The organism is Pantoea sp. B65 (assembly GCF_047308185.1).
Lineage (GTDB): Bacteria > Pseudomonadota > Gammaproteobacteria > Enterobacterales > Enterobacteriaceae > Erwinia.
Genome location: NZ_JAHXPU010000020.1, coordinates 47,988 through 65,605, shown reverse-complemented (window position 1 = coordinate 65,605; position 17,618 = coordinate 47,988). Strand labels below are relative to the sequence as shown.

Annotated in this window: 16 protein-coding genes; 7 read left to right on the top strand and 9 right to left on the bottom strand. The window is 53.8% G+C overall.

The genetic code is table 11. From position 1 onward, the window contains the following. Window positions 1–194: 194 nt before the first annotated feature. The 5 genes from JWF83_RS09095 to JWF83_RS09075 all read right to left on the bottom strand — a co-directional run bounded on the left by JWF83_RS09095 (window position 195) and on the right by JWF83_RS09075 (window position 5,241). Entirely contained in the window at window positions 195–497 is a 303-nt protein-coding gene (locus JWF83_RS09095) for a hypothetical protein (protein WP_413649884.1), read from the bottom strand. A 62-nt stretch (window positions 498–559) separates the two neighbouring features. After that, window positions 560–1,369, bottom strand: a complete 810-nt coding sequence (locus JWF83_RS09090) for an SDR family oxidoreductase (RefSeq protein WP_413649883.1) — start codon at window positions 1,367–1,369, stop codon at window positions 560–562. Continuing rightward, window positions 1,366–2,277: a myo-inosose-2 dehydratase gene (iolE, locus tag JWF83_RS09085; RefSeq protein ID WP_413649960.1), complete on the bottom strand. Its 912-nt coding sequence runs from the start codon at window positions 2,275–2,277 to the stop codon at window positions 1,366–1,368. The genes JWF83_RS09090 and iolE overlap by 4 nt, the downstream gene beginning before the upstream one ends. 26 nt (window positions 2,278–2,303) lie before the next feature. Then, entirely contained in the window at window positions 2,304–4,151 is a 1,848-nt protein-coding gene (gene iolD / locus JWF83_RS09080) for a 3D-(3,5/4)-trihydroxycyclohexane-1,2-dione acylhydrolase (decyclizing) (protein ID WP_413649882.1), read from the bottom strand. A gap of 151 nt (window positions 4,152–4,302) precedes the next feature. Then, window positions 4,303–5,241 carry a MurR/RpiR family transcriptional regulator gene (locus JWF83_RS09075; RefSeq protein WP_413649881.1) on the bottom strand — a complete coding sequence of 313 codons (939 nt, stop codon included), beginning with the start codon at window positions 5,239–5,241 and terminating at the stop codon, window positions 4,303–4,305. A gap of 469 nt (window positions 5,242–5,710) precedes the next feature. Between JWF83_RS09075 and JWF83_RS09070 the strand changes: the two genes are divergently transcribed. From JWF83_RS09070 to JWF83_RS09050, 5 genes are all read left to right on the top strand, one after another. Beyond that, complete coding sequence (locus JWF83_RS09070; protein WP_413649880.1) at window positions 5,711–7,144, top strand: NAD-dependent succinate-semialdehyde dehydrogenase; 1,434 nt, start codon at window positions 5,711–5,713, stop codon at window positions 7,142–7,144. A 10-nt stretch (window positions 7,145–7,154) separates the two neighbouring features. Beyond that, window positions 7,155–7,973 carry an HpcH/HpaI aldolase family protein gene (locus JWF83_RS09065; RefSeq protein WP_413649879.1) on the top strand — a complete coding sequence of 273 codons (819 nt, stop codon included), beginning with the start codon at window positions 7,155–7,157 and terminating at the stop codon, window positions 7,971–7,973. Between the two features lies 1 nt (window position 7,974). Next, window positions 7,975–8,955, top strand: a complete 981-nt coding sequence (locus JWF83_RS09060) for a hydroxyacid dehydrogenase (protein WP_413649878.1) — start codon at window positions 7,975–7,977, stop codon at window positions 8,953–8,955. 133 nt (window positions 8,956–9,088) lie between these two features. Further along, complete coding sequence (locus JWF83_RS09055; protein WP_413649877.1) at window positions 9,089–10,207, top strand: Gfo/Idh/MocA family protein; 1,119 nt, start codon at window positions 9,089–9,091, stop codon at window positions 10,205–10,207. An 86-nt stretch (window positions 10,208–10,293) separates the two neighbouring features. Beyond that, complete coding sequence (locus tag JWF83_RS09050) at window positions 10,294–10,860, top strand: hypothetical protein (RefSeq protein ID WP_413649876.1); 567 nt, start codon at window positions 10,294–10,296, stop codon at window positions 10,858–10,860. A 70-nt stretch (window positions 10,861–10,930) separates the two neighbouring features. Here the strand turns inward: JWF83_RS09050 and JWF83_RS09045 are convergent, their stop codons facing one another. After that, complete coding sequence (locus JWF83_RS09045; RefSeq protein WP_413649875.1) at window positions 10,931–12,322, bottom strand: aldehyde dehydrogenase family protein; 1,392 nt, start codon at window positions 12,320–12,322, stop codon at window positions 10,931–10,933. Window positions 12,323–12,425: 103 nt separating this feature from the next. Between JWF83_RS09045 and ptrR the strand changes: the two genes are divergently transcribed. Continuing rightward, window positions 12,426–13,328 (top strand): putrescine utilization regulator PtrR, encoded by a 903-nt coding sequence (gene ptrR / locus JWF83_RS09040; RefSeq protein ID WP_413649874.1) that lies wholly within the window; start codon window positions 12,426–12,428, stop codon window positions 13,326–13,328. Here ptrR and JWF83_RS09035 read toward each other — a convergent pair. Further along, window positions 13,297–13,899 carry an XRE family transcriptional regulator gene (locus JWF83_RS09035; protein ID WP_413649873.1) on the bottom strand — a complete coding sequence of 201 codons (603 nt, stop codon included), beginning with the start codon at window positions 13,897–13,899 and terminating at the stop codon, window positions 13,297–13,299. The two genes, ptrR and JWF83_RS09035, sit on opposite strands and share 32 nt — an antisense overlap. A 43-nt stretch (window positions 13,900–13,942) precedes the next feature. On the opposite strand from JWF83_RS09035, the gene JWF83_RS09030 reads away from it, so the two are divergent. Then, the gene (locus tag JWF83_RS09030) at window positions 13,943–14,647 is read left to right on the top strand and encodes a B3/4 domain-containing protein (RefSeq protein ID WP_413649872.1); all 705 of its coding nucleotides are present in this window, start codon (window positions 13,943–13,945) and stop codon (window positions 14,645–14,647) included. Window positions 14,648–14,726: 79 nt separating this feature from the next. Here JWF83_RS09030 and JWF83_RS09025 read toward each other — a convergent pair whose 3' ends face one another. Further along, window positions 14,727–16,058 carry an aspartate aminotransferase family protein gene (locus tag JWF83_RS09025; protein ID WP_413649871.1) on the bottom strand — a complete coding sequence of 444 codons (1,332 nt, stop codon included), beginning with the start codon at window positions 16,056–16,058 and terminating at the stop codon, window positions 14,727–14,729. 43 nt (window positions 16,059–16,101) lie between these two features. Next, a complete protein-coding gene (locus JWF83_RS09020; protein WP_413649870.1) occupies window positions 16,102–17,574 on the bottom strand; it encodes an amidase in 1,473 nt (490 codons plus the stop codon). Window positions 17,575–17,618 lie beyond the last annotated feature (44 nt).

The window sequence follows — 17,618 nt, the reverse complement described above, 5'->3', positions numbered from 1 at the left end:
ATAATAAAATCAGCCGCGAGAAATAGTTAATATCGTAATAAAGACAACCTGTTCTTTTTCCGTTAAAGTACGAAACGGCAGCAGCATAAGTCATAAGTCATATCGATAGAAAAACAATTCAGCTGTGGCGGTGAAATTCACATTCTATACGCTGCAGATACGTTACATTCTGAGCACCAGACGACAGAGATGCGTTAACAGGACGCTATTTGCAAACATTCATCAAGTAACACAACACAATTCTGATAAAAAATAGCAATCCTCTGTTCCAGCACCGCGAGGCTGCACTTTTTCACCTCTTCAATCATACTTAAAATCTCATATTTACAGTGCAGCTTATAATTTTTATTTTTCTTCTGCTCTTCCAGCCAGTAAATAAGGCTGGCCTTTTTCTCTGCATCAGTAGCGTAACTATCATTAACTTTAACGTTTTTGATGGTGATGATAAATCTTCGATAAAAAGAGGTGATATCCGCCATTTTTACAAAATTATTCATACAGGAACAACCAGATGTTATTTAACGAGACAGCCAGCAATGCGCTGGCTGTTTTTTTGAAATTAAATGGGTTGCGCAGGCGCCGGCGTATTATCATACCCGCCCCAGACCGACTGATCGTAATTGACCACCGAACCGGTCATCAGCCCGGACTGATCGCTGGCGAGAAACGTCACCGCACGCGCCACCTCAGCAGGATCAATCAGTCGCCCAAAGGGCAACTGCGCAGCGGCTTTTTCAAGCCAGTTATCATCGGCGCCGTGATATTGTTTCATAATACGGTCCTCGCCTTCTGACGACATCCAGCCGATATTCAGGGCGTTGACGCGGATATTATTGCGCAAAGTGGCAAAGGCGGTATTGCGCGTTAACGTCGCCAGCGCCCCTTTTGAAGCACAATAAGCAGAAATGAACGGCTGACCGGCGAGTCCCGACATCGAGCAAATATTCACAATGCTTCCCTTAATACCGTCACGCTTCATCAGTTTGATGGACTCCTGCATCAGGAAAAAAGGACCGCGGACATTGGTGGCAAACATTTTATCGAACAGTTCCGGTTCGGTATCGATAATCGTCCCACGATCGGTCATCGCTCCGGCATTAACAAGAATATCGAGTTTGCCAAAATGCTTATCTGCTGCCCGGATGGCGTTGCGGCAATCTTCAACATTGGTCAGATCGGTCTGAATAAACTGAACATTACAGCTGGCATCCGCCAGCTTTTCAGCCATAGCGATACCCTTTTCGGCATTGCGTCCACACAGGATCAACCCGGCAGCGCCGGCCTGTTTAAACTCGCCGGCAATCGCCGCGCCCAGCCCCTGGGTACCACCGGTAATTACGGCCACTTTTCCATCAAGAAAACCAGTCATTCATCTTCTCCTTCAGTGAGAACATAACCCGCTTGTATCAGCGATTTTTTCAGGCTGGCATAGCCAATTTTTGCATATTCAAGTGGCGGGGCAAGCGCGGGATCCTGTTCGGCTTCCACGACAAACCAGCCCTGATAACCGTTATCAGCCAGCTCACGCGTAATGGCAGCGAAATCGATGCAGCCATCGCCTGGCACGGTATAAACACCTTTGAGCACCGCATCCAGAAATGAATCACGATTCCAGTCAAGCGCGGCCAGAACCTCTGCCCGTACATCTTTGGTATGAACGTGATTGATGCGCTGGCCATGTTTTTTCAGGATGTTCAACGGCTCCACGCCGGCAAACATCAGATGGCCGGAATCAAACAGCAAACCGACCGCCGGACCGGTACTGGCCATCAACAGGTCGATATCGCGCTCATCCTCTATCGCCGTACCAATATGATGGTGGAATGCCAGCGGCACGCCAAAATCAGCGCAATAGCCGGCAAACTCCGTTAATTTTTCCCCGTACTGACGAATTTCAGACGCACTGAGCCGACGGCGGCGACTCAGTGCGATATCCTGACGGTTCTGAATGGTACCGGCCGTCTCTCCATACACCAGGCAGGCGGCGCCGCAGTCCCTGAACAGCTGGAGCTGGGGGGTGACCCGTTTAATTTCGCTGGCAAGGTCATTATCGAGCAGGGTACCTGAATACCAGCCGGAGACCAGTTGGAGATGATATTCCGCAAGCTGCGGGCGCAGTTCGGCGCTGGTTAGCGGAAATTTTCCGCCCGTTTCCACGCCGGAGAATCCCGCCAGCTGGCTTTCAGACAGACAGACTGACAACGGCGTATCGCCGCCGAGTTGCGGCAGGTCATCATTGGACCAGGCGATAGGCGCAATACCGAGTTTGGCTTTCAGAATCATGATGCGATTTCCTGATAGAGTTAAATACCAATACGCTGTTTTTTACGGGCCTCTTCCTGTTCCCGTCTGGCCTTCATCACACTCTCACGGGCGCTGACTTCCGGCACTCCCACATCCCACCATGCATCACCCGGCGTCCATTCATACGGATTGGTATCAATGCAAATCACCGTGGTGCGGTCATTGGATTTAGCCCAGCCGATAGCGGCTTCCAGTTCACTCAAATTGCTGACCTTACGCGCCAGCGCCCCCATCGACTGCGCATGCGCCACAAAGTCGACATGAAACGGCTCTTGAACCCGGCAGTCCTGCAGCAGGTTATTAAACGACGCCCCGCCCTTGGCATTTTGCAAACGGTTAATCACGGCATAACCGCCGTTATCGCAGACCAGCAGAATCATTTTGTGCCCGGACAGCACGCTGGAGTAGACGTCAGAATTCATCATCATGTAGGTTCCGTCGCCGATCATGACGAAAACGTCGCGTTTCTGCTCCAGCATCGCAACGCCCCAACCGGCGGAAATTTCGTAACCCATACAGGAGAAGCCGAACTCACAGTCAAAAGTGCCCGGGTTTTTCACTTTCCAGCCCTTCACCAGTTCGCCGGGTATGCCGCCCGCAGCGCTGATAATGTAATCTTCATTTGCGGCACAGGCATTGACCACGCCGACCACCTGCGCATAAGCCGGGACATCATGCGTCGCGGTGGGCCGTTGCTGTTTCCCGGCAATCAGGCGGTTCCACTCGCTGAAGCGCTCTTTGCCCTGCTGCAGCCATGTCGAATCGGCCTTCCACGCACCAAGCCCCTGATCCAGTTCGCGAATCCCCTCCTGCGCATCGCACACCAGCGGAATGGCAAAATGCTTATGAGCGTCGAAACGAGCCGCATTAATGGCGACGAATTTGGCCTCAGCGGAGAACACCGTCCAGGATCCGGTGACAAAATCCATCAGGCGGGTGCCGACGGCGATAATCACATCCGCTTTGGCCGCCAGCGCATTAGCGGAAGTGGATCCGAGAATGCCAACCGGACCGATATGCACCGGATGGTCGTGAGTAAAAGTCCCTTTACCGGCAATGGTCTCAACCACCGGGATACCACGCTCTTTGGCCAGTTTTTCCAGTGCCGCTTCGGCGCGCGAATAACGCACTCCGCCACCGGAAATAATCAGCGGATATTTTGCCTGTTGTAGCAAATCGATAGCCTGCGCCAGCAGCTGCTGATCGGGACGCGGGCGCGGAATAACATGCACGCGGCGGGCGAAGAAAGCTTCCGGGAAATCCCATGCCATCTCCTGAACATCCTGACATAAGCCAATAAACGCGGGCCCGCATTCCGCAGGATCAAGCATAGTCGCCACTGCCTGCGGTAAAGAAGAGATGATTTGCTCCGGCCAGGTAATACGATCCCAGTAACGGGTAACGGCTTTAAACGCATCATTTACCGTCCGGGTAGGATCGTTGAAATGTTCAACCTGCTGCATCACCGGATCCGGATGGCGCCCTGCAAATGCATCACCGCAAAGCATTAAAAACGGTAGCCGGCTGACATGGGCCACCCCGGCGGCGGTCAGCAGGTTAGTCGTACCCGGTCCGATTGACGCGGTGACCACCATAATCTGCTGACGCAGGCGCGCTTTGGCGAAACCGACGGCAGCGAATCCCATGGATTGCTCGTTCTGACCGCGCCAGGTCGGCAACACATCCTGAACACTTTCCAGCGCTTCACCCATGCAAGTCACATTGCCATGCCCGAAAATGGCGAACACCCCCGGAAACAGTGGAACTTGCTGGCCGTCCACGTCAATAAACTGGTTGCTGAGATAACGCACAACAGCCTGCGCAGTGGTACAACGATACGTCGACATATTATCTACCTGTTGTAGGGCCTGCCGATAAGGAACAGGCGGATTTATCGGAATTAATTTTGCACAATAAAAATAAATGCAACTTATGTTGCAAAAAAAAGGAAAACTTTTCCCTGCAGGAAAGCCCCCACACGAAGTGACGCGCAGACCGTTATTTATTGACGGCTTTTTTGTGTTCTTCTGCCCGCAGGGTGCGTTCAGTCAGTGTTTCAATTCGTGGCTGCTCTTCTTCCGGATGCAGTGCGGCGGCGAGAGAAAGCGCCATACACTGCACCAGGCACACCGGCGCCGCCAGTGAACGCGAGAAACTGTACTCTTCTTCCGGTATGGTGAATAACACTGTCGCATTTTTTGCCAGCGGCGACAGTACGCTGTCGGTGATGGCGATTACCGGTACCGATTTCGCCTCCGCAATATCCGCTATATTCATCACTTCCTGCGCATAGTGGCGGAAAGAGACAGCAATCAGCGCATCTTGTTTCGTCATATTCATTGCCATATGAGGCGCAAGTCCACCGGCCATATCAAGCAATACCACTTTGCGGTTCAGCATGGTCAACAGGTAGCGCATCAGAATCGCTACCGGCTCAGAACGTAACTGGCCGGCAATAAAAATGGTGTCAGCCTTTTTCAGATATCCGGCACATTTATCGAGGTCGCTGGCTTTGATGCTCTCCAGCATCCCCTGAAGCGTGGCAATGTCCCTGACCACCAAATTCTGCAGAAACCCAAGGCTTCCCTGTTTCTGATTTTTCTGTAAATCACTTTCCAGCGCGACAATTCTTTCATTGTAGCCCGGGGCTGATGTCGCCAGCCGGGTCTGAAATACCGATTGCATCTGTTTAAAACCGCTGTAACCCAGATTTTGCGCAAAGCGCACCAGCGTGGAAGGATGTAGCCCACACTTCTGGGCGATGGCATTAATCGACTCCAGCGCCACTACATTGGGGTTTTGCATGATAAAACGTGCGACCTGCTGAAAACGCTCGGATAAATCCGGGTAACGCGCAGTGATGTCATTCACCACCTGCTCATAATTTTTGTGCGGTGGCAGCTGAGATTTCTTTTCAGCCTCGCTACGACTAACCATGCTGTTATGCCCTCAAATACAACCAAAAAAGTAATTTTAAACGGAGAGTTAACCAGATGACTCCGTAAAAGCGCGCCCGTATCGGCTATCACAACGACTGATCACAGTCTCAAGTTATAGCAACTAAAATTGCATTTCAATTTAACTTGCAATTAACTTTTCCATAAATGTGATCTCATTCAGAATTTACACAGTTTTTTTCGCCGTTTCGGTCGGTAAAACGGCATGCTGCAGCAAAAATTGCAACCTCCCTGTCAAAAATAAAAGTTTTAAATCAACAAGTTAAATTATTGACATTAATATTCCATCACCTCGCCTCGCTAAAATTTTCGTTTTGCAATTTTTATTGCGATGAACTAAATATTGCAATTAGATTATCCAGATGTAACGGCGAGCGGAGTCTCAACTCCCGATAACTTCATTTCACCGGCGCTGCAAAAAGCGGCCGCAGAAAAGACAGGAAGTGTGTATGTATAAAGACTTTGGGCAGTTCATCAATGGTAGCTGGCGTGCAGGCCGGGGTTCCCGTTCTATTCATGTTACCGATCCCGGGCGTGATGAAAAACTGGGGGAAATAGCGGGTGCCTCAGAGCAGGATACGCTTGATGCCATTACCAGCGCTGAATCTGCGTTGCCGATCTGGAAACAGACACCGGCATGGGAACGGGCAGAAAGCTTACATCGCATTGCACAGGAAATGGAGAAAGCCCGCGAGCAGGCCGCAAAGGTCATCTCTCTCGAGAGTGGTAAGCCACTGGCGCAGGCCAGCCGTGAGTGGACCCTCTCTATCGATCAGTTTACCTGGTATGCCGAAGAGGCGCGGCGCATCTACGGCCGGATTGTCGAAAGCCGGGTTGCCGGCGGACGTTGTGAGGTCAGCCATGAGCCGGTTGGCGTCGTCGCGGCCTTTACCGCCTGGAATTTTCCGGTGGTGTTAATCGCGCGCAAAGTGGCTCCGGCGCTTGCCGCCGGTTGCACGGTAGTGTTACGCCCCTCATCTGAAGTCCCCGGCTCGGCGATGATGATTATGCAATGCATTAAGCAAGCCGGCATTCCATCCGGGGTGGTGAATATGGTGGTTGGTGAGACCGATAATACCTACCGGCCATTGATCAATTCCCCCGTCGTCAGGAAGGTCACCCTGACCGGTTCAACCGCGATTGGCCAGCAAATGATACGCGATGCTGCCGCAACCGTTAAACGCCTGAGCATGGAGCTTGGCGGCAACGCGCCGATGATTGTTTTTGCTGATGCGGATGTGGAAAAAGCGCTGGATCTGGCAGTACCAACCAAGTTTGCCAACTGTGGACAGGTCTGCGTCACGCCGGATCGTTTCTATGTGCATGAATCGATAGCCGCAGAGTTCACCGAAGGATTTGCCCGGCGCGCAGCAAAGATAAAAGTCGGCTATGGCCAGGACGAAGGCACGGAAATGGGGCCGCTGATCAATCAACGTCGGCTGCAGGCGATCGAAAAAATTGTGGCGGATGCGCGTCAGAAAGGCGCACGCATCGTGACTGGCGGACATCGCATTCAGGATAAACCGGGCTTCTATTATGCGCCGACGGTGATTGCTGATACTCCCGATGATGCGCTGGCGATTTGTGAAGAAAACTTTGGCCCGATTGCTGCCATCACCACCTTCCGCGATGAATACGAGGTTATTGAACGCGTTAACCGCTCTGAATTCGCCCTTTCCGCCTATGCCTTTACACGCGATGCGGCGCGTATCCGACGTGTTTCAGCGGCCTTACAGGCCGGTATGGTCGGTATTAACAGCTTTGCGCTGGCGGCTGCCGAAGTTCCGTTTGGCGGTATTAAATCCAGCGGGATGGGTAGCGAAGGCGGCTGCGAGGGGATCCTCGAATATATGAATGTCAAACTGACTCAGGTGGTTCTGTAAGGAAAACGCGATGGTGATTAATAACATAAAGCAGTTGTGGGAAAAGGAACAACCGGTCCTTAATGGATGGCTATCCGTGGCCAGCCCCTTCACCGCCGAGATAATGGCAGCGCAGGGATATGATTCTGTCACCATTGATATCCAGCACGGCTTTGTCGGTTATGAGACTGCGGCAGTGATGCTGCAGGCGATGCGGGCCAGCGGTGTAACACCAATGGTGCGCGTGCCATGGCTTTCGCCTGGTGACATCATGAAGGCTCTTGATGCCGGAGCCTATGGCATTATCTGCCCGATGATTAATAATGCCCGGGAAGCGCAGCAGCTGGTGTCCTGCGTACGTTATCCCCCCGCGGGTTCGCGCAGTTTCGGTCCAACGCGCGTCACCTTTGCCGCTGGCCAGGATTATGGTCAGCATGCGGATCAGGAAATGCTCTGTTTCGCGATGATCGAAACAGCGGAAGCTTTCCGCAACATTGATGAAATCGTCGCGACTCCGGGTCTGGACGGGGTTTATATTGGCCCGGCGGATTTGACTCTCGGGCTAAGCGGCAAAAAATACCGTACCGGTTTTGATCGCGAAGAAGCCGAAATGGTTGGCGCGATTAAATATATTCTTGAGCGCGCGCACGCTGCAGGCATTCGAGCCGGTTTGCATAATGGTACGCCGGAATATGCGGCAAAAGCGGTTGGCTGGGGATTTGACCTTGTCACCGTCGCCAATGATGTCCAGTTACTGCGTGGCGCCGCGGCTGCCAGTGTCAGCCAGTATCGTCTTCTTACTGGTAAAGAAACTTCACCTGATGCTGCAGCCAATAAAGGAGGTTACTAATATGCCTCATGTGCTTATCGCCGGCAAAATTCACGATGCCGGACTGGATATTCTGAAAAATGCCCCGGGTTTTACCTATGATCTGATCCATGAAGTGAGTGTCTCCAGTTATGCGCCTTTTATACACAATGCCGATGCGCTTTTGCTAAGAACGCAACCGCTTACACGCACTGAAATTGAAAAAGCGGGGAAACTGAAAATTGTTTCACGTCATGGCGTAGGTTATGACGCGGTAGAACTATCGCCATTAAATGAGAAAGGTATTCCTCTGACGGTGGTCGGCGATGTAAATTCGCTGTCTGTTGCCGAGCATACTATTTCAATGCTAATGACGATAGCGAAACACTTACATGTTTATGACGGCAAGATACGCTCAGGCAACTGGAACTGTCGAAACAATTATGACGCGATTGAACTGGCAGGCAGGACGCTGTTTATTATTGGCTTTGGTCGTATCGGTCGGGAAGTGGCGCGTATGGCGCGCTGCTTTAATATGAAGGTGGTCGCCTATGATCCCTTTGTTGCCGCCAGGGTTTTTGACGATTTGGCAGTGGAACGCGTTGAAGCGCTTGAAAAGGGGCTGACCAGCGCTGATGCGGTAACCGTGCATCTGCCGTTGCAGGATGATAAACCATTAATTGGGCAGGCGGAAATTGCCATGCTCAAACCCGGCGCCATTGTGATCAATACCGCACGCGGCGGTATTGTTGATGAAAGCGCCCTGATTGAGGCATTAAAAAATGGTCATATTCGCGGCGCCGGTATTGATGTATTAACCCAGGAGCCGCCAGATATTAATTCGCCATTACTTCATGCCTCATATCACTTGCTGCTGAGTCCCCATACCGCCGGACTGACCCAGGAAGCGGCGATGCGAATGTCAGTATCGGCAGTAAATAATATTATTAATTATTTCAACGGCACGCTTGATGAAACGCTTATTGTTAATAAGCGTGAAATAAGCCCTGCAATTAATATTTAATTATTTTATATGGCCGACTGCTTCGCTGCCTGCAGGAATTAATTATCATCAAAATTGCTGTATCAGGTGCGAATCGCATCGGGAATATCCATGCGTCAAAATTGAAGTGTAAATCTGAACTGAGAGAGAAAGCATGAAAAAGATCGGTATTGGTATTATTGGCACCGGATTTATGGGTTTATCCCATGCTCTGGCATACCGTGCTGCAGCAGGCATTTTTCCCGATGAGATTTCACCAGAATTAATCTGTGTGGCGGATATCGACAAGGCGGCGGCAGAAAAAGCCTGCCAGCGCTTTGGCTTCCGGCGCTATACCGATAACTGGCAGGCGCTGATCGATGATCCCGAAGTGGATATTGTCTCGATTACCACGCCTAACCGTTTTCATCCGGAACAGGCGCTGGCAGCCATTAAGGCAGGAAAGCATGTGCATTGCGAAAAGCCGATTGCCCCCGGCAGCAAAGACGCCGCGATAATGACGCAGGCGGCGGAAGCCAAAGGCGTGATAACCCAGGTTGGCTTCAATTACCTGAAAAATCCGCTGATTAAGCTGGCCCGGGAGATGATTGCAGACGGAGAGCTGGGCGAGATCATTAGCTTCCGTGGCATCCATGCGGAGGATTTTATGGCGTCACCCTCCACCCCATGGTCGTGGCGCCTCGACCCTACCGGCGGAGCGGGAGCGATTGCCGATCTCGGCAGCCATATCGTGGCCATGGCGAGATTTTTGCTTGGCCCCGTGGTGGCGGTGCAGGCCGATCTTGAAACCGTCATCCACCAGCGGCCGGTATCCGCTGGCGCGACGGAACTGCGTCAGGTTGCAGTGGATGATATCGCCAGGCTGACGGTGGAGTTCGCACGCGGTTGCAAAGGGAGTATTGAAGCAAACTGGGTGGCGACCGGGCGTAAGATGCAGCTGGCTTTCGAAATCTATGGCTGCCGTGGTTCGCTGCATTTCAGCCAGGAGCGCTTTAATGAACTGCATTTCTATCGTACCGACGGTCAGGGTGGTCACTACGGTTACCAGAAAATTGAAGCCGGACCGCAACACCTGCCTTACGGCGCTTTTTGTCCGGCGCCAGGCCATCAGCTTGGCTTCAATGACCTGAAGACCATTGAAATCGCAGAATTCCTGCGCGCGATCGCCGGTCAAAAGGTCAGCGGGCCAGATTTCCGCGAGGCGTGGGAAATACAAAAAGTCATTGATGGCGCGATTGCCTCCGCGCGTGAGAAATGCCGGGTCAATATTTAAACCGCGGGCTTCCTGCCGCTGCAGGAGGCCATGCCTGATGACTTCCGACTTTTTTCGCCTGCTTGGTCGCTTCAGGAGTTAACAATATGCATAAACTGCTCCCGACAACCGAGAGCACCGCCGCTAACGATGCCCTGCTCAGGCAGTTCCGGCTAATTGCCAGAATGGAAGGCGTATCCCAACAGGATATGCAGCGGCGTCTGATGGCTCGTTATGTCAACAGCTGGCTCACTGAAAATTTACGCTACCAGGTTGTCAGTGAAGTTACGCCGGACAGTAATCTTTCGCGGCAAAACCTCTGTTTTAATATTTCCGTGCAGGTGATCGGTCTGGAATTGACCACCTCATGCTGTCCGGTGTCATTTGACCTGCCGGCGGTCAGCCTGCCATACGAGGCCTGGCGGGTGTATGCGCACGGTCCGCCCCTGCGGTCCGGGCAATTAATCCCGGCAACCGATCACGTTGCGGGGAAAAAACATCTGCTATGGCAGGGGCGCTGTTTCATTTTCGATCCGCAGCTAAGAACGGAAATAACCTTCCGGGCCACGCAAAGAGAACTACAACAGAAACTGGAACAGAATGTTCATCGCGGAATTCAGCAGTGGGCAAATCACTGTCGCCAGCAAGCCCGCGACTGCCGCGATCCGCGCTGAAGAGCGGGGAGATCCCGGCAGCATAGCAATAACCGATCTCCCGCCCGCCGCCTGCGGCCTGACGCTCAGATTAACCCTGACGGTTTTTCCAGACGGTCTGAATATTGCAAAACTCATACAAACCGAACTCAGACAGCTCACGTCCGTAGCCACTTTTCTTCACGCCGCCGAAAGCCACACGCGGATCGCTGGCGCTGTAGCCGTTGATAAACACGCCGCCGCACTCCAGCCGCGCAGCCATCTTATCCGCTTGTGCCGCGTCACCGCTGTAGAGGGTCGCACTCAGGCCAAAATCACTGTCATTAGCCAGTTCGATGGCATGATCGGCGTCGCGCGCCACACTGATGGCCGCGACCGGGCCAAACAGCTCCTGGCGGAAAGCGGTCATATGCGGCTGGACATTTCCCAGTACCGTCGGGGCATAAAAGTTACCCGCACCGGCCAGCTTATGGCCGCCGGTCATTAACACCGCACCTTCCGCCAGGGTAGCTTCTACCTGGGCATGCAGTTCATCACGCAGATCGAAACGCGCCATCGGACCGATGTAATTATCCGGATTATCCGGCGCACCGATCTGCAATGCCTCAACGGCAGCGACAAACCGGGCGGTAAATTGTCCGGCAATCGCCTCTTCGATAATAAATCGCTTGGCTGCCGCACACACCTGTCCACTGTTCTGATAACGGCCGGCAACCGCTGCATTAACCGCCTGCTGCAGATCAGCATCTTTCAGCACGATAAACGGATCGGATCCACCCAGTTCCAGCACCGATTTCTTCAGTGCCGCACCAGCCTGCGCGCCAATCGCGCTACCCGCCCTGACACTACCGGTGAAAGTGACAGCCGCCACCCGCGCATCATTAATTGCCTGACTGACGCCATCATTGCTGGCATTGATTACGGCGAAAACCCCCGGCGCCACACCGGCGGATGCCACTATGCGTTGAATAAGCCAGGCACAGCCCATCACGTTAGGTGCGTGTTTCAGCAGGTAGCTATTACCGGCAAGCAGAACCGGCACCGCGCTGCGCATCACCTGCCATAGCGGAAAGTTCCACGGCATCACGCCGAGGATGGTTCCCAGTGGACGAAACTCGATCACCGCCTGATTGTTCGGTACCTGCGTCGGTTTCGCCGCCAGCAGCGCCGGGCCATGTTCAGCATACCAGTCGCAGAGACTGGCGCTTTTTTTCACCTCCGCCCGCGCCTGCAGAATCGGCTTACCCATTTCCGCGCTGATAAGCCCGGCCAGCGCTTCGCTGTTTTCACGCAGCGCATCGCCAATAGCGCGCAGCTTTGCCGCACGCTGCGCAATGCCCAGCGCACGCCATCGTTTCCCCGCCTGATAACATTCGGCAATGGTTTTATCTATCTGTCCGTGACTGTCAAAAGGATATTCAGCCAGGGTTTGCGCGTTGGCCGGATTTACCGAGACTGCGTGGGTAAGCTTAGTGAGGGTCATTGTTCCTTCCATTTCGTTTTTTGCGATGCCGCTATCCTGACCTTGTTAAGCCTGTTTAAAAAGTGAATAATTATGTTTTAACCTTTCACAAAATGAGAATGGTATGAACCTTTCACAGCTTGAGATGTTCTCAGCCGTGGCGGAAACCGGCACTATTTCGCAGGCAGCCAGAAAGGTGCATCGGGTACCGTCAAATGTCACCACCCGCGTCCGCCAGCTTGAAGCCGATTTGGGTGTCGAGTTGTTTATTCGGGAAAACCAGCGACTGCGGCTTTCTCCCGCCGGGCACAGTTTATTGCAGTACAGTCAGCAGATTTTGAGTCTGGTGGCGGAGGCACGTCAGGTGGTTACCGGCCAGCAACCGCAGGGGATTTTTACGCTCGGCTCGCTGGAGAGCACTGCTGCGGTGCGTATTCCCGGCATACTCGGCCAGTACCACCAGCGTTACCCGATGATTCAGCTGGATCTGAGCACCGGACCTTCCGGAAATATGCTGAATGCGGTGCTGGCGGGCGAGCTGTCAGCGGCTTTTATTGATGGACCGGTTATGCACCCGGTGATTGAAGGGATGCCCGTATTCCGCGAAGAGATGGTGATCATTGTCGCGGCCGGTTATCCGGAAATTAAGCGCGCGCAGGCTGTCAGTGGCCATAATATTTATGCCTTCCGGGAAAACTGCTCCTACCGCCGGCACTTTGAGAACTGGTTCCTCGACGATCAGGCCACACCCGGCAAGATCTACGAAATGGAGTCTTACCACGGCATGCTGGCCTGCGTGATCGCCGGGGCCGGGCTGGCGATGCTGCCGCGCAGTATGCTGGAGAGTATGCCAGGGCATGAGCAGGTCAGGGTATCTATTCCTGATGAGAACTGGCGCTGGCTGAATACCTGGCTAATCTGGCGGCGCGGGGCTAAAACGCCACAGCTTGAGGCATTAATCCGGCTGTTACCAGCGGATAACAAACCGATCCCGGCTAGCGATGCAGCTCCGCCACTGTCATGGTAAATACCACGTCGTCGCTACTGTCGCTGGCGTACTGGTGTGCGACATCGGTTTTCGCCACCGCTGAACAGCCTTCGGGAACCGTCAGTTCGCTATCGCCAATTTTTACCTTCAGCACCCCCTGCTCGACATGAAACAGTTCGAAAGTTCCCTGCGGATGGCCGGCGGAAGTGAACAATTCGCCGGGGAACATCTGCCAGCGCCATAACTCAATCATATCAGGTCCGCTGGTCCCGGCCAGCAGACGCGCGGAGCCCCCTTTTTCACCGGTCCATAAAGTTGGGATATGCTGGCTTTCAATCAGATGTGCGGCGGGCGCACTGGTCACATTGACAATATCAGCAACCGACAGGCCCAGAGCCGCAGCTATTTTACACAGGATGGCGATACTGGGGTTAGCCGCGCCTTTCTCAACTTCCACCAGCATACCTTTGCTGACGCCAGCACGGCGTGACAGCTCGTCCAGCGAGAGCTTTTGCTGTTTACGCTGTTGTTTAATACTGCGTGATACCGCTTCGCTGACAATCTGAATGTCGGCGCCAGAATCGGTCGATATATTGACTTTTTTGGTCATTGGTCATTAGTATGAAATAAATTAGTCACTGAAGGATTATCCGATGCTTGCCGTTGTTCCGTCAATCGATCCCGCTATTGCCAGTCTGGCGCCCGGTTTCAGAGCGCTGAGTATTGTGGTGGAAGCGGCTGCCATTACCGATGCCAGCGTGGCCGGACGGGCGCTGCAGCGTGCCTGCAACGCGGTTGCCGCCGGTGAAGCACCATGGGCTGAGGCCCATCTGGCAGCCTGGGCTGAGGTATTTAAACAGTTCGGCGCGAAACCCAAACGCACTCCCTGCTCTGCGGAGGCGCTACGTAAACGCGTTTTGCGCGATGGCACCATGCCGGGGATCGATCCGCTGGTGGATCTTTATAATGCCATCAGTATCCAGTACGCCATTCCGGTCGGCGGAGAAAATATCGCGGCTTACCTCGGTGAACCGAGGCTGACCCTGGCGGACGGCACGGAACGGTTTGACACCCTCAAACAGGGCCAGCTGGCGGAGGAGTCGCCGGAAGCGGGTGAAGTCATCTGGCGTGATGATCACGGCGTCACCTGTCGTCGCTGGAACTGGCGACAGGGGGTCCGGACAAGGTTGAGTGCAGAAGCCAGCCAGATGTGGTTTATTCTGGAATCACTGCCAGAGATGCCCATAGAGAAGCTCTATGAAGCGGGCGATGCACTGATTGACGGCCTGCAACAGATGATGCCAGGGGCGATATGCAGCCAGAAACTGATCGGTTGCGCGCTGGAGGAAACCCGCTAACCCGCGCAATCAAGATGCGGCGTGAAGCTCGCCGGGCCAGGGTAGTAGCGGCCCCGGCGAGATCCCTCCACACCCGTGTTCAGCTAATCTGATGCAGCACATCGCCCACCGCGTTAAACAAACGATCTAAATCATCCGGCTGGGTAGTAAACATCGGACCAAACTGCAGGGTATCGCCACCAAAACGCACGTAGAAACCCGCCTTCCACAGCGCCATACCCGCCTCAAACGGCCGCACCACCGCATCGCCATCACGTGCGGCCAGCTGAATCGCGCCGACCAGACCACAGTTACGGATATCCAGCACGTTCGGGCAATTTTTCACTCCATGCAAGGCGCGTTCAAAGTGCGGCGCCAGCGCAGCTGACTGCTCGATCAGATTCTCTTTTTCCAGCAGTTCCAGCGTCGCCAGACCCGCGGCACAGGCCACCGGATGGCCGGAGTAGGTATAACCATGGCCAAACTCAACCACATGCTCCGGCAGCGATTGCGACATAAAAGTGTGATAAATTTCGCTGCTGGCGACCACCCCGCCCAGTGGAATGGCGCCGTTGGTGATCTGTTTGGCGAAATTCAGGATATCAGGGGTGACGCCAAAATATTCAGAACCGGTCCAGCGGCCCATGCGCCCAAAGCCGGTGATCACTTCATCGAAAATCAGCAGGATCTGGTGTTGATCGCAAATTTCACGTAACCGCTGCAGATAGCCCTGTGGCGGAATAATCGCCCCCGCCGAGCCGGAAAGCGGTTCGACAATCAGCGCGGCAATATTCGAGGCGTCGTGCAATTCGATTAATTTCAGCATCTCATTAGCCAGCTCAACACCACCGCTGGCCGCCATGCCCGGGGTAAACGCCATCCCCGCCTGCAGGGTATGCGGCAAATGATCGACATCCATAAATTGGCCAAACATTTTCCGGTTACCACCAATCCCGCCGAGGCTGGTGCCGGCAATATTGACGCCATGATAACCCCGCGCGCGGCCAATCAATTTGGTTTTGGCTGGCTGGCCTTTAACGCGCCAGTAAGCGCGCGCCATTTTGACGGCGGTATCGGCAGATTCAGAGCCCGAACCGGTATAAAAGACATGATTAAGATCGCCGGGCATCAGATTAGCAATTTTATCCGCCAGTCGGAACGAGAGCGGATGTCCGTACTGAAAACCCGGGGAGTAGTCCAGCGTACTCAGCTGATGACTTACCGCCTGCTGAATTTCTGTGCGGCAGTGTCCGGCGCCGCAGGTCCAGAGCGCTGAGAGGCTGTCATAGATGCGACGGCCTTTATCATCAATCAGCCACTGACCTTCTGCCGCCACAATAAAACGCGGGTCGCGCTGAAAATTACGGTTGGCACTGAATGGCATCCAGTGCGCCTTCAGGTTTAAACATTCTGTTGCGTGGTTCTCGGGCATAGTAATACTCCTCACTCAGGGATAACCATCCATTTCGCAATCATTAGCGCGTCACATGCACCGCCGGCAGAGTGTGATTGATAAAACCACCGCCAAGCGCCCTCTCCATTTGCGCCGCCAGTTGTAACAATAGCCCGTCATTTCCCTGCCGGGTCTGGAAATGCATCCCCAGCGGCAAACCTGACTGCTGCCAGGCCAGCGGTACTGAGATCCCGGCGGTGCCGGTCAGACTGGCTAACGGGGTGTAAGAGAAAATTTCCCATAGTTGATAGAACCAGCTGAGAACATCCGGGTTATCACTCAGAGTCAGATATTTTTTTTCCCCGAGCAGCGGCGTCGGTTTGGCAAACGTCGGGGTAAGAATAACATCCCATTGTTGATAGAATTCCCCCAGACGTCGCGAGGTGGTATTAAAGACATCCTGCATTTTCCAGCGTTCGCTGTAGGACATATCAATGCCTTTTTGCCAGATCCTGATATTTATCGGTTCAACCTGATCCTCAGGAGGTGCGGAAAGCCCTTTTTTCTCCAGTAAACGCTGAATAAACTGTGCAAAATTGCTGATGTAACACGTGGTCTGAGCGCTGAAAGCCTGGTCAAAGTCGATATCAGGCACCAGCCATTCTACCTGGTGACCGAGCTCCGCCAGAAAGCGGGCGGTACGTTCCAGTTCCGCGATAAAGTGCGGATCGGCCTGGTACTGCCCCCACTGGTGTGAAACCGCAATGCGCAACGGCGCCGGATCCCTTTTAATCATTTCGCTGTAGGGCCGATCGCTGTGCCAGTACGGCATAAACTCCCCGGGCGCCGCGCCGCGACAACTGTCGACAAAACCGGCGGTATCTCTGACGGAACGGCTTACACAGCCCTGGGTCGACACATAGCCGCTGATATCGGACAAGGCGGGAGCAATAGAAAACACCCCGCGGGAACTTTTAAGCCCGATCAGCCCATGAGACCCGGCAGGAATACGGATCGATCCGCCACCGTCAGTGGCATGCGCAACAGGAACAATGCCGGCGGCGACCGAAGCGGCGGCACCGGCTGAGGAGCCGAAGGTAGTGTATTCCGGGTTCCACGGATTACGGGTGATATAAATTTCCGGGTTTTCTGCCGAGCCACAGACGCCAAATTCTGGCGCCGTGCTGCGCCCGATGATATTCAGCCCCGCCTGCCTGATTTTGGCAGTGAGAAAGGCGTCTTCAGTCGAACGGTTACCCTGAAGAAATTTAGAGCCCTGCTCCTGCAGACGACCTTTAACACCGGGGCCGAGATCCTTCATCAGAAAAGGCACGCCGCGAAACGCCCCATCCAGACAGGTACCATCAGTTTCCGGGGCGGCAATGGCATCGTCAAATAGCTCCACGACCGAATGAATCTTCGGGTTGATGCGCGCCGTCGCCGCCGCCGCCTGTTGCGCCAGCTCAGCCGCCGAGACATCACCTTTACTGACCAGCTCTGCCAGCGCAGTCGCATCGCATGCGGCCCATTCATCCCAACTCATTACGCTCTTCATCGGTGCGGTATCCTGTTAGTTTTTAATACTGATGGTTCAATTCA